This is a genomic window from Kurthia sp. YJT4 (genome assembly GCF_030219945.1).
GTDB classification, from domain to species: Bacteria; Bacillota; Bacilli; order Bacillales_A; family Planococcaceae; genus Kurthia; species Kurthia gibsonii.
Genome location: NZ_CP126689.1, coordinates 2,247,501 through 2,260,373 on the forward strand (window position 1 = coordinate 2,247,501; position 12,873 = coordinate 2,260,373).

At 38.6% G+C, this 12,873-nt stretch carries 10 protein-coding genes and 2 rRNA genes (1 of these 12 cut by a window edge); 5 read left to right on the forward strand and 7 right to left on the reverse strand.

The window, feature by feature from the left end; translation table 11 throughout:
• The 3 genes from QN089_RS11165 to QN089_RS11175 all read right to left on the reverse strand — a co-directional run.
• Positions 1-293, reverse strand: a 23S ribosomal RNA gene (locus QN089_RS11165); it reaches 2,636 nt to the left of the window's first position.
• Positions 294-654: 361 nt separating this feature from the next.
• A 16S ribosomal RNA gene (locus tag QN089_RS11170) occupies positions 655-2,201 on the reverse strand.
• Together the 16S and 23S rRNA genes form the textbook arrangement of a ribosomal RNA operon.
• A 345-nt stretch (positions 2,202-2,546) precedes the next feature.
• Entirely contained in the window at positions 2,547-3,446 is a 900-nt protein-coding gene (locus QN089_RS11175) for a DMT family transporter (RefSeq protein WP_285215324.1), read from the reverse strand.
• A gap of 134 nt (positions 3,447-3,580) precedes the next feature.
• Here QN089_RS11175 and QN089_RS11180 point away from each other — a divergent pair, with 134 nt between their 5' ends.
• From QN089_RS11180 to QN089_RS11190, 3 genes are read left to right on the forward strand one after another with little or no spacing between them, the layout of a single operon-like run.
• A complete protein-coding gene (locus QN089_RS11180; protein WP_068451592.1) occupies positions 3,581-4,300 on the forward strand; it encodes an MgtC/SapB family protein in 720 nt (239 codons plus the stop codon).
• Positions 4,301-4,317: 17 nt separating this feature from the next.
• A complete protein-coding gene (locus tag QN089_RS11185) occupies positions 4,318-5,307 on the forward strand; it encodes a cation diffusion facilitator family transporter (protein WP_285215325.1) in 990 nt (329 codons plus the stop codon).
• Positions 5,308-5,316: 9 nt separating this feature from the next.
• Positions 5,317-6,030: a metallophosphoesterase family protein gene (locus QN089_RS11190; protein ID WP_285215326.1), complete on the forward strand. Its 714-nt coding sequence runs from the start codon at positions 5,317-5,319 to the stop codon at positions 6,028-6,030.
• A 99-nt stretch (positions 6,031-6,129) separates the two neighbouring features.
• Here QN089_RS11190 and QN089_RS11195 read toward each other — a convergent pair whose 3' ends face one another.
• The 3 genes from QN089_RS11195 to pruA all read right to left on the reverse strand — a co-directional run bounded on the left by QN089_RS11195 (position 6,130) and on the right by pruA (position 10,327).
• Complete coding sequence (locus tag QN089_RS11195) at positions 6,130-7,374, reverse strand: Glu/Leu/Phe/Val family dehydrogenase (protein WP_068451584.1); 1,245 nt, start codon at positions 7,372-7,374, stop codon at positions 6,130-6,132.
• 128 nt (positions 7,375-7,502) lie between these two features.
• Positions 7,503-8,696, reverse strand: a complete 1,194-nt coding sequence (locus QN089_RS11200; RefSeq protein ID WP_087680050.1) for an ornithine--oxo-acid transaminase — start codon at positions 8,694-8,696, stop codon at positions 7,503-7,505.
• Between the two features lie 86 nt (positions 8,697-8,782).
• Positions 8,783-10,327 (reverse strand): L-glutamate gamma-semialdehyde dehydrogenase, encoded by a 1,545-nt coding sequence (pruA, locus tag QN089_RS11205; RefSeq protein WP_068451578.1) that lies wholly within the window; start codon positions 10,325-10,327, stop codon positions 8,783-8,785.
• Between the two features lie 150 nt (positions 10,328-10,477).
• On the opposite strand from pruA, the gene QN089_RS11210 reads away from it, so the two are divergent.
• The gene (locus tag QN089_RS11210; protein ID WP_068451575.1) at positions 10,478-11,788 is read left to right on the forward strand and encodes an AAA-type ATPase lid domain-containing protein; all 1,311 of its coding nucleotides are present in this window, start codon (positions 10,478-10,480) and stop codon (positions 11,786-11,788) included.
• Between the two features lie 84 nt (positions 11,789-11,872).
• Entirely contained in the window at positions 11,873-12,232 is a 360-nt protein-coding gene (locus tag QN089_RS11215) for a VOC family protein (RefSeq protein WP_087680049.1), read from the forward strand.
• Between the two features lie 141 nt (positions 12,233-12,373).
• Here QN089_RS11215 and yugI read toward each other — a convergent pair whose 3' ends face one another.
• Positions 12,374-12,748 carry a S1 domain-containing post-transcriptional regulator GSP13 gene (gene yugI / locus QN089_RS11220; protein WP_068451568.1) on the reverse strand — a complete coding sequence of 125 codons (375 nt, stop codon included), beginning with the start codon at positions 12,746-12,748 and terminating at the stop codon, positions 12,374-12,376.
• Positions 12,749-12,873 lie beyond the last annotated feature (125 nt).

A 12,873-nucleotide genomic window follows, 5' to 3' on the forward strand; every position in this document is an offset into this window, starting at 1 on the left:
CAAGAAGCAAGCTTCTTGGTTTGGGCTCTTCCCGTTTCGCTCGCCGCTACTAAGGGAATCGAATTTTCTTTCTCTTCCTTCAGGTACTTAGATGTTTCAGTTCCCTGAGTCTGCCATCAAAACGCTATGAATTCACGTTAGGATACTGTTCGATTAAAAACAGTGGGTTCCCCCATTCGGAAATCTCCGGATCAAAGCTTACTTACAGCTCCCCGAAGCATATCGGTGTTAGTGCCGTCCTTCATCGGCTTCTAGTGCCAAGGCATTCGCCATGCGCCCTTAATAACTTAACCTAATTGATTCCAATCTGCTGCGTAATACTTTGTCAGCTACACTTGTTCGAATGCTCATGTACGTATGTACACTCCGCTTCTCACTGCGTTTGCTTTCGCGTCTTACTTGCATCTTGAAATAATTTTCACATAAGTTATTAAGCCTAAAAAATTAAAACTTAATAATTCAAAATCTATAAAAGAAATTTGTGTTTGTGTTACTTTCAATGTCGTTTTATCCAGTTTTCAAAGAACAAGTTTTACTCTGCGACGAGTAATCGCAGGAGCAAGGTTTGAAGATCATTTGCATGAGCCTTCAAAACTAAACAGCAAGTAAGATAATCTGTAGAAGACCAAAGGTCTTTTCCGTTATATTCCTTAGAAAGGAGGTGATCCAGCCGCACCTTCCGATACGGCTACCTTGTTACGACTTCACCCCAATCATCTATCCCACCTTAGGCGGCTGGCTCCTTACGGTTACCCCACCGACTTCGGGTGTTACAAACTCTCGTGGTGTGACGGGCGGTGTGTACAAGGCCCGGGAACGTATTCACCGCGGCATGCTGATCCGCGATTACTAGCGATTCCGGCTTCATGCAGGCGAGTTGCAGCCTACAATCCGAACTGAGAACGATTTTATGAGATTAGCTTACCCTCGCGAGTTTGCAACTCTTTGTATCGTCCATTGTAGCACGTGTGTAGCCCAGGTCATAAGGGGCATGATGATTTGACGTCATCCCCACCTTCCTCCGGTTTGTCACCGGCAGTCTCCTTAGAGTGCCCAACTAAATGATGGCAACTAAGAATAAGGGTTGCGCTCGTTGCGGGACTTAACCCAACATCTCACGACACGAGCTGACGACAACCATGCACCACCTGTCACCAATGTCCCCGAAGGGAAAATCCTATCTCTAGGACGGTCATTGGGATGTCAAGACCTGGTAAGGTTCTTCGCGTTGCTTCGAATTAAACCACATGCTCCACCGCTTGTGCGGGCCCCCGTCAATTCCTTTGAGTTTCAACCTTGCGGTCGTACTCCCCAGGCGGAGTGCTTAATGCGTTAGCTGCAGCACTAAGGGGCGGAAACCCCTAACACTTAGCACTCATCGTTTACGGCGTGGACTACCAGGGTATCTAATCCTGTTTGCTCCCCACGCTTTCGCGCCTCAGTGTCAGTTACAGACCAGACAGTCGCCTTCGCCACTGGTGTTCCTCCAAATCTCTACGCATTTCACCGCTACACTTGGAATTCCACTATCCTCTTCTGCACTCAAGTTCCCCAGTTTCCAATGACCCTCCACGGTTGAGCCGTGGGCTTTCACATCAGACTTAAGAAACCACCTGCGCGCGCTTTACGCCCAATAAATCCGGACAACGCTTGCCACCTACGTATTACCGCGGCTGCTGGCACGTAGTTAGCCGTGGCTTTCTAATAAGGTACCGTCAAGGTACGTTCATTTCCTAACGTACTTGTTCTTCCCTTACAACAGAGTTTTACGATCCGAAAACCTTCATCACCCACGCGGCGTTGCTCCATCAGACTTTCGTCCATTGTGGAAGATTCCCTACTGCTGCCTCCCGTAGGAGTTTGGGCCGTGTCTCAGTCCCAATGTGGCCGATCACCCTCTCAGGTCGGCTATGCATCGTTGCCTTGGTAGGCCGTTACCCCACCAACTAGCTAATGCACCGCGGGCCCATCCTACAGTGACGCCGAAGCGCCTTTCAACTTCAAAACATGTGATTCGAAGGATTATCCGGTATTAGCCCAGGTTTCCCTGAGTTATCCCGATCTGTAGGGCAGGTTGCCCACGTGTTACTCACCCGTCCGCCGCTAAATCAGAGAAGCAAGCTTCTCGTCATTCGCTCGACTTGCATGTATTAGGCACGCCGCCAGCGTTCGTCCTGAGCCAGGATCAAACTCTCCATAAAAGTAGTTTGAAAGCTCATTTGCTTTGCTAGCGTTATCTTTTGATAACAATTGCTTATTCACTTAACGTGATAAGACTTGTTTGTGATTATCTTCTTGCTTGTTTAGTTTTCAAGGTTCATTCACTAACTCGCGTTAGCGACTTTAATATCTTAACAAAACTTCAAGTTGTTGTCAACATATTTTTTATTTTTATTTTTCGTTGTTTTGTTAACAACTACTTTATACTACCATTTATACTTCTAAGTTGTCAATAACTTTTTTAACATAATTTTCGAAGTATTATTTCGTTGCTTTCAACGTTGTCTTAACGACATATATAAATATAATATATGCCGTTAAGAAAATCAAGAGTTTTTCTGAAATAATTTCAAAAGTTTTTTACCATCTACTATATAAAGTAGAATACCAACAATTACAATACTTCCACCTATGTACTGTGTAGCGATTAATTTCTCTGCAAATATAAAGTAAGCTAAAATAGATGCGCCTACTGGTTCAAACAAAATAGCAATTGAAATCGTATTAGCAGATACATATTTTAAAGCCCAGTTAAATAAGTTGTGCCCCAATAAATTTGGTACGATGGCTAATAACCCAAACCAGAACCAATCCATTGGTCTTGTAACAATAAAAGTTTCCCCTTTAATCCATACATAAAGAGCTAATGTAATTGTACTAACTGTGTAAACAATCATTGTGTATGTTGTCAAACCTACTCGTCTTCTCACATCTTGTCCAAATAACATATAACCTGTTACAAATGCACATGCAATTAAAGCTAATATATCACCGTAAAAGGCTGTACCCCCTACTTTAAAATCTCCCCAACTAATTAATACACTACCTCCAATAGCAATGGCCATTGCTAAAATCCCTTTTGTACCTACTCGATCTTTAAAGAAAAAATATGTACCAAAGACAGCGAATAAAGGCTGTAACGTTACTAATACAGTTGAACTCGCAACAGATGTATAGTTTAATGACTCAAACCATAAGATAAAATGAAATGCTAACAATACGCCTGCAATCGAAGAAAAAATCCAATCTCTTTTAACAAGCTGTTTTAATTCGTGTACATGACGGTTCAAAAATAACGGTAACATAATCAATACGGACAAAAACATACGATAAAAAGCTGTAGTACCAGCTGTTGTATCTGCTAACTTTACAAAGATTGCTGAGGCAGATACAGAGATGACACCGATAAAAATAACTATTAATGGATGCACTATTGGTTTCTCCATGATGTATAACACCCACTTCCTCTATATAACTTTTTCCATTTTATAGTACAATAACCTAAAACACTCATCTATCATATCATAGGTAGTTATGTTGTACGATGCTTTATAAATACTTATTTGAAAGAGTTGATTTTATGGAGTTTTTTGCAGATACAGCTTTTGTTTTAGAATCTACATTAAAAATGGCAATCGCTGCAATATTAAGTTTAATCATCGGGGTAGAGCGTGAATTAAAGAAGAAGCCTGTCGGTTTAAAGACATCACTTGTAATCGCAACATTTAGTTGTCTGTTAACAATTATCTCTGTACAAGCTGTTCATCAAGCAACGCCAGTTCCTGGTATTAACATTACAATGGATCCTCTACGTCTCGCTGCACAAGTAGTTAGCGGTATTGGTTTCCTTGGTGCTGGTGTTATTTTAAGAAGGACTGATGATACAATTAGTGGCTTAACAACTGCTGCTATGATTTGGGGCGCAGCGGGTATTGGTATAGCAGTAGGTGCTGGATTTTATATACCTGCGATTTTATCTGTCCTTGTAGTCTTACTTGGAGTTGAAGTCATTGCACCCATCTTTACAAAGTTCGGCCCGGAACGTCTTCGCTTGCAAGACGTCCAAGTATTGATTCGTTTGGAGAGTATGGAAGATATCGAAAAAGTGATTGATTATCTGGAAAGCAATGAGTTCATTATGGAGAAGTTAAAAATTAAGGACTTAGAATATCCAGATCATGTTGTTTACCATGAAATTAGTGTTCAACTCTCATTCGTTGAAAAAACAGATACTTTTGCTGTTTATAAAAAATTCAAATCACTTCCTTTTATTAATCATATTGAGGTAACTATTCTATAAGAAGAAAGAGGTTTCATATGAAAGAAATATTCCATTTATTAAAACAAGGTAATAAACCTTCTTTACTGGCTGCTATCGTCAATTTAGTTTTAGGCATTGTAAAAGGAGTTGCTTTTTTCTTTACAGGTAACGTTGCGATGTTCGCTGAAATGATGCACTCTCTCGGAGACGCAGCCAATCAATTTTTTGTATTTATTGGTTCTGCCCTTTCAAAGAAAGCACCTACTCCAAAATTCCCAACTGGATTTGGTCGCGTTGTTAATCTCGTCTGTCTAGGTGCCGTATTAATTGTTGGTATTTTAGCTTATGAAACAATTGTAGAAGGAATTAATCATATTATTCACCCAACAACTTCTACAGGTTTATGGATTACAATCTCGGTTTTAGCAGTCGGGGTTCTACTAGAAGGAAGTGTATTAATAAAAGCTGCAACTGAGATTGCACAAGATGCTGGAGAGAAAACAAATCCTCTAACAGCTATCCCAAAAGCGCTTAAACATTTAAAAAATGCGAAGCCTGCAACGAAACTCGTCTTTATGGAAGACTCTGTTGCTACAGGTGGTGGTGTCATCGCGATTATCTCAGTTGTGATTTCTCACTTAACTGGATTTGAGGCTGCTGAAGGTATTGCTTCTATCTTAATTGGTTTAATGATGTTCTATGTTGTAGGTACTGTATTTTTAGAAAATGCACGTGGTGCAATCGGAGAAACAGATGAAGAAATGTTGAACCATATCGCTTATCTTGTATCAGATGATCCAAACATTCGTGACATTAAACGACTAGAAGTCATTAAAGAAGGTGAATTCCTACATGTGGAACTCATGGCAGAGGTTGATCCTACTTTATCTTTTGCATATGTCGATGATATTCGTGATCACTTAATGGAGATCTTACTCGCACAAAAGAAAGTATCACGTGTCACGATTCTTTTTGATGAAGATGATGGCGTAACAAATTGGCGACATATTGGCGAAAGACCTGACCAACTGAAAACGAAGGACTAGGAGGTTCATATGAGTCGAACATTATTAATTAGTGATATTCATGGTGAGTTATATCTTTTTAAAGAACTACTAGAACAAGTAAAATATGATGATGCTAAAGATCAACTTATTTTATTAGGTGACTATATCGACCGTGGTCCTGCTTCAAAAGAGGTACTCGATTTTATTATGACGTTAAAAGAGAATGGCGCAAAAGTATTGATGGGGAATCATGAGCAAATTATGCTCGATGTATTTGAAAAAGAGAATAAATACGAGTGGGATTTTTGGCTTTATACTGCGGGTGGTTTGGCAACGATGCGTAGTTATGGATTTACTGAAAAAGATTTAAAAAAAGCTGGCGATTTACATGACTTTTCTTTACACAATTTTTTATGCGAAGATCTTATCAAACATTTAGAGTTTATCCGTCATCTTGATACGTCGATTGAACAAGACAATTATATTTTCGTACATGCAGGTGTTGATCCACATATCCCTTTCAATCAAAATACGAAAAAGAGTCTGCTTTGGATTCGGGATGAATTCCATCAAAAATATGAAGGACAAAAAACAGTTATTTTCGGCCATACCCCTACAAAGCATTTACATCAAGATCGCTTGAATAATAAAATTTATTTTGGTGAAAATCGTATTATCGGCATCGATGGTGGTGCAACTTTCGGTGGACAATTGAATTGTCTAGAGCTCCCTTCTCAAAAAGTCTATTTTGTTCAAAAATAACAAAATAGTTCATTTCCCTTTTTAGTAAAATGAAAAACCGGAATCGCGACACAACGCGATTCCGGTTTTCTTATATTCATATGATTGTTTTGGGAACAATTATACCCAGCCACGGAAGCGAGATGCTTCTGCTGTTTTACGAACACCTACCATATAAGCTGCTAAACGCATATCAATATTACGTGAAGTGGCTACAGTATAAACATTATCAAATGCTTCTACCATCTTTTTAAGTAACTTTTCGTTTACTTCTTCTTCTGTCCAGTAGTAACCTTGATTGTTTTGTACCCATTCAAAGTAAGAAACTGTTACGCCACCAGCACTTGCAAGTACATCTGGTACAAGTAAAATGCCACGCTCATTCAGAATTTTCGTTGCTTCTGAAGTTGTTGGGCCATTTGCTGCTTCTACTACGATACCTGCTTTAATACGATGTGCGTTTTCTGCAGTAATTTGGTTTTCAATCGCTGCTGGTACTAGAATATCACATTCTAATTCTAGTAATTCTTTGTTTGAAATTGTATTTTCAAATAGAGTTGTTACGGTTCCAAAGCTGTCGCGGCGATCTAATAAATAATCAATATCTAAACCTTCTGGATCATAAAGTGCACCGTAAGCATCTGAGATACCAACTACTTTTGCACCTAAATCACTCATGAATTTAGCTAAGAAGCTACCTGCATTACCAAAACCTTGGATGACAATACGTGCATCTTTAATATCAATGTTACGACGTTTTGCGGCTTCTTCAATGACGATTGTGACACCTTGTGCAGTTGCTTTATCGCGTCCTAAAGAACCACCTAATACAATTGGTTTACCTGTAATGAATCCTGGAGAGTTGAATTCATCCATTCGGCTGTATTCGTCCATCATCCATGCCATGATTTGAGCATTTGTGAAAACATCCGGTGCTGGAATGTCTTTCGTTGGTCCTACAATTTGACTTGTAGCTCGTACATAACCACGACTTAAACGTTCTAGTTCACCCATTGACATTTGACGTGGGTCACAGATTACGCCACCCTTACCGCCACCATATGGTAGGTCTACAATACCTGCTTTTAATGTCATCCACATTGATAAAGCTTTTACTTCTTCTTCAGAAACATTCGGGTGGAAACGTACGCCACCTTTTGTTGGTCCTACAGCATCATTATGTTGTGCACGGTATCCTGTAAATACTTTTACTTGTCCGTTATCCATTTTGACTGGAATACGCACTTCTAGCATACGAAGTGGTTCTTTTAATAATTCGTACATGCCTTCATCATAGCCAAGTTTTTGAAGAGCTTTTTTAATTACTTCTTGCGTAGATGTGAACAGGTTTAGATTTTCTGCCATTTGATTTTTTCGCCTCTTTACTATTTAATAATTTGCAATCATATGAGAAAGTATTTTTTTGGAAATCCCATCATATTGATTCGCACATATTGTAACACAGTTTAGTTCCATTTTCTCTTATTTTGGGTTTATTTTGAAAACACTTTTTGGATTCTTTCGATTGCCCAATCTAATTCTTCTTTTGTAATGACAAGAGGAGGAGCAAAACGGATAACTGTATCGTGTGTTTCTTTACATAATAGACCTAATTCCATTAATTCTTCACAGTATGGACGTGCTTCTACATCTAGTTCTAAACCGATGAATAAACCGCGACCACGTACTTCTTTAATATGAGGGTTTTTAATTTCACGTAATTTACCCATGAAGTATTCGCCTAACTCTTGAGAGCGTTCAGCTAATTTTTCATCTTTTAATACATTTAAAGCTGCAATTGATACGGCACAAGCAAGTGGGTTACCACCGAATGTTGAACCATGTGAACCTGGATTGAATACACCAAGTACATCTTTATCTGCTACAACACATGAGATTGGGAATACACCACCACCAAGTGCTTTACCTAAAATATACATGTCTGGGTTTACATCTTCCCATTCACAAGCAAACATTTTACCTGTACGTGCAAGACCTGCTTGAATTTCGTCTGCAATAAATAGAACGTTATGTTCACGACAAAGTTCGCGCGCTGCTTTTAAGAAACCAGCTGGTGGTAATACGATTCCTGCTTCACCTTGAATTGGTTCAATCATGAATGCTGCAGTATTTGGTGTAATTGCTTCTTTTAATTGTTCGATATCACCGTAATCTACTAATTTAATTCCTGGTAATAATGGACCGAATCCACGACGATATTCAGGATCTGATGTTAATGATACAGCTAACATTGTACGTCCGTGGAAGTTCCCGTTACATGCGATTACTTCTGCCTGACCATCTGGAACGCCTTTTACATCATATGCCCAACGACGCGCAGCTTTGAATGCTGTTTCAACAGCTTCTGCACCTGTATTCATTGGAAGAACCATTTCTTTACCTGTTAATTCGCTAACAGCTTCATACCATGGACCTAATTGATCTGAGTGGAATGCACGTGAAGTTAATGTTACACGATCCGCTTGGTCTTTTAAGGCTTGGATAATTTTCGGATGACGGTGTCCTTGGTTTACCGCTGAGTAAGCTGAAAGCATATCCATATACTTGTTACCTTCTGGATCTGTTACCCATACACCCTCTGCTTCTGAAATAACGATTGGAAGTGGTAAATAGTTTTTTGCACCGATTGAGTTTGTTTGTTCAATAATATTTTGTGTAATTGTCATCTTGTTTTCCTCCTTGTTGTTTATATGTAAACGCTTTATAACAGTGGATAAAAATGAGGGGCGTAAAAACCCCTCATCCACATAAATTAAAATGCTTCTGAAACTGATTTTGATTGCATGTGTAATGTTAAGAAGTCTGGACCGCCTGCTTTCGAGCAAGTACCTGACATGTTATAACCACCGAATGGTTGGTAACCTACGATTGCGCCTGTGCAACCACGGTTAATGTATAAGTTACCTACGAAGAAGTCTTCGCGTGCACGTTCGATGTGTTCGCGGTTTGTTGAAATAACAGCACCTGTTAAACCGTATTCTGTATTGTTCGCAATCGCTAAACCTTCTTCAAAGTCTTTTGCTTTTGCAATCGCAACGATTGGTCCAAAGATTTCTTCTTGCATTAGACGAGCTGTTGGTGCAACGTCTACAACAACTGTTGGATGTACAAAGTAACCAACTGAATCATCTGCTGTACCGCCTACTGCAATACGACCTTCTTCTTTCGCTACATCGAAGTAAGAAGTGATTTTTTTGTATGCTGCTGCATCGATTACAGTTGCCATGAAGTTATCGCCATCTGTTGGATCACCGATTGTTAATTCTTTTGTTAATTCTGTTACACGTTCAACCACTTGATCGTAAACATCTTCTACGATGACTGCACGTGAACATGCTGAACATTTTTGACCCGAGAAACCGAATGCTGATTTTACAATTGCTTGTGCAGCTAATTCTAAATCCGCTTCTTTATCAACTAAGATTGTATCTTTACCGCCCATTTCAGCGATGACACGTTTAATCCAAATTTGTCCTTCATTTAATACAGAAGCACGTTGGTTGATACGTAAACCAACATCACGTGAACCTGTGAATGATACAAAACGAGTACGTGGGTGATCTACTAAGTAGTCGCCAACTTCTGCGCCAGAACCTGGTACGTAGTTCACTACGCCTGCTGGGAGACCTGCTTCTTCAAGAATCTCCATGAACTTATAAGCGATTACTGGTGTTGTTGAAGCTGGTTTTAATAGTACTGTATTACCTGTTACGACAGCCGCTACTGTTGTACCTGCCATAATTGCGAATGGGAAGTTCCATGGTGAGATGACTACGCCAACCCCTAGTGGACGGTAATCAAATTTATTGAACTCGCCTGGACGTGAAAGAACTGGTTTACCGTCTTTTAGTTCAAGCATTTGGCGTGCATAGTATTCGAAGAAGTCGATTGCTTCTGCTGTATCTGCATCTGCCTCTACCCATGGTTTACCTGCTTCAAGTGTCATCATCGCTGACATTTCATGGCGACGACGTTTTGTAATTTCAGCTACTTTGAATAGAATGTCTGCACGAACTGCAGGATCTACTTTACTCCAAGTTTTGAATGTTTCGTCTGCAACTTGCATTGCTTTTTCAGCTAATTCTTGAGTTGCTTTCGACACTGTACCTACAACTTCAGTTTTCTTCGCTGGGTTATAAGAAGTGATTTTATCTTCTGTAACGATTTTTTCGCCACCAATAATTAACGGATAATCTTTTCCAAGTTCTTGTTGAACTTTTTGGATGGCCTCTCTATATGCTTGACGATTTTCCTCTTTCGAAAAATCTGTTAATGGTTCTGTTTTGTATGGAATCATTTCTAGTCCTCCTTTGTGTGTTAAAAAGAAAGTGCAAAAAATATTTGCGTTTCTTTATCCTTTACACTTATAATAATGCAAGATAATGTTGCGTTTTTCAAGAGAAAAATTGTAATTTTAACAAATTTTTTTTACGGAGTGAGCGAAAATATGGAGAAAAACCTTGATTTAACAGTATTTTATGAATTTTTAACCGAACACTCGACAGTAGGGATTCATGCGATTAATGCACAGGGTCAAACGATTATTTACAATGAACAGATGAAAAAAATTGAAGGATTGAACTTAGAGGATATGTCAGATCGTTCCATCTTAGATATTTTTCGTTTTAATAATGCAGATGAATCAACATTACTTTATGTGTTGCAAACAGGTGAGCCTGTGTTGAATATTAAACAAACGTATTGGAATCATAATGGCCAAGAGATTACAACAATCAATGATACATATCCGGTTAAACAACATGATGAAATTGTCGGGGCTATCGAATTTGCACGTGATATTACAACACTTGAGAAATTAGTAAATCAACCTTTACAGCGTTACGGGGAACCCATTACATTTGATGTAATTACAGCTGTTTCACCTGAAATGAAGCGCGTCGTTCAAATTGCAAAAAAAGCTGCTATTGCTAAGTTACCCGTACTTTTAATTGGTGAATCGGGTACTGGAAAAGACTTGATTGCTGAAGGAATTCATTATGCAACTGTTCCAGTGCCTGATGAATTTATTACATTGTATTGCAATCGTTCTGATGAACATATGGTTGAGAAATTAACAAAGCAATTAGAAGAGCATAACAGTTGTACAATCTTTTGCGAACGAATCGAATTTTTATCGCTTGAGCAACAAAAAGGGTTACTTCAAGTGCTTGAAACATATTCAACGGAACATCTTTTCATCGCAAGTGTTGGCAATGATCCCATTGATTTAATTGCTGAACAAGTGCTATTAAAAGATTTATACTATTTCTTTGCATCTGTATCCATTACTGTACCGCCTCTACGTGAGCGTTTGAGCGATATGGGACCTTTCATTCAAGACTATTTAGCACGCTATCGTCGTATTTTCGGTAGTCAAATTAAAGGAGTCACAAATGAAGTAGAACAACTTTTCCAGCACTATGACTGGCCGGGGAATTTGAAAGAACTTGAAGTGTTATTAGATGAGATGAGTACGATGATTTCGAATGAGGAGTATATTACGTATGACTTACTACCACATCATTTTAAATTAAAGGTACAAGAATATCGTGATAGTACGCCCCTTCATGCAGAGGATTTTGTGATCCAAGCTGAACAAGAACTGATGCCTTTAGACAATTATTTACGTGAAGCAGAGGCCTATTATTTAAATAAGGTACTTGATAAATACGGTCATAACATTACAAAAGCTGCTGAGGCCCTTGGAATGAGTCGTCAAAACTTACAATATCGATTGCGTAAATTAAAAAATAATTAAATAAGGATTTAGTTTTCTTTTGAAGTATTTTACCCTATAATCAAACGAGAACATATATTCTCATTTGAAGGGGTGCTTTATTTTATGTGGAGAAAGATTGAATGCGTTGCAATTTATACACAAGATATTGAAAAATCGATTCGCTTTTATGAAATGCTCGGATTAACTAAATCATGGGATACTTTTCAAGATGAACAGAACAAGTGGAGACTTGTAGGAATGACTTTCCCTGATGGCAATTCAGAACTCGTTTTAAAAGATAATCCTGATTTACAATTTTCTGAAACCGAAATTATCGTATCGGATGTGCAAGAAACTTATGAAATGTTAAAAGACAATGAAGAAGTTATATGGATACGCACTCCTTTCCCCAATCACTTAGGGGGACATGTAGCGGTTATGCAGGCTCCTGATGAAAATGTATTTGTTTTAATCGGTAAATAACAGATTGTCACATATAAAAAGAAGAGCCCGGGACATAACAAAATGTTTATGTCTCAAACTCTTCTTTTTAATTTTGTTTAAAAACAATACTACTTTATTCTAACTCGAATAAAATTTTAGAGTAAAGTGGTTGTAGAGATGTTATTCAATTCCAGATTCTTTAATCCACTGATCGAGCTTTTCTTTTAAAGAATTAAATCCGACAGCGTCTCGTTCATTTACTCGATCTTGTAATGACTTACGCGGTGGCAATTCTTTCTTTTTCGGTGGTTTTTCTTGTAGCGCACGAATGGATAAACTAATTTTCTTATTCGCATCTTCTACTTCTAAAATCTTCACCTTTACTAAATCACCGACAGAGATGAAATCTGTAATGTTTTTGACAAAACCATACGTGATTTCAGATATATGCACCAATCCTTGCGTTTGCCCATCTAACGAAACAAAAGCGCCGTATGGTTGAATCCCTGTCACTCTCCCTGTCACCACGTCTCCTACTTTATATTTGTTTGACATCTCGTCATCCCACTTTCTAACTATTCAATTTTAAATGCTGTTATATATTCATTTAGCAGTATAGCACAGCACTGTATGTCGGGCAAAGAATCTACCAATTCACACCACTTTAGAAGATATGAATT

Coding starts and splice junctions, on each gene's coding strand:
- QN089_RS11175 (WP_285215324.1), bottom strand. CDS start 3,446: ATGGAGAAACCAATAGTGCATCCATTAATAGTTATTTTTATCGGTGTC.
- QN089_RS11180 (WP_068451592.1), top strand. CDS start 3,581: ATGGAGTTTTTTGCAGATACAGCTTTTGTTTTAGAATCTACATTAAAA.
- QN089_RS11185 (WP_285215325.1), top strand. CDS start 4,318: ATGAAAGAAATATTCCATTTATTAAAACAAGGTAATAAACCTTCTTTA.
- QN089_RS11190 (WP_285215326.1), top strand. CDS start 5,317: ATGAGTCGAACATTATTAATTAGTGATATTCATGGTGAGTTATATCTT.
- QN089_RS11195 (WP_068451584.1), bottom strand. CDS start 7,374: ATGGCAGAAAATCTAAACCTGTTCACATCTACGCAAGAAGTAATTAAA.
- QN089_RS11200 (WP_087680050.1), bottom strand. CDS start 8,696: ATGACAATTACACAAAATATTATTGAACAAACAAACTCAATCGGTGCA.
- pruA (WP_068451578.1), bottom strand. CDS start 10,327: ATGATTCCATACAAAACAGAACCATTAACAGATTTTTCGAAAGAGGAA.
- QN089_RS11210 (WP_068451575.1), top strand. CDS start 10,478: ATGGAGAAAAACCTTGATTTAACAGTATTTTATGAATTTTTAACCGAA.
- QN089_RS11215 (WP_087680049.1), top strand. CDS start 11,873: ATGTGGAGAAAGATTGAATGCGTTGCAATTTATACACAAGATATTGAA.
- yugI (WP_068451568.1), bottom strand. CDS start 12,748: ATGTCAAACAAATATAAAGTAGGAGACGTGGTGACAGGGAGAGTGACA.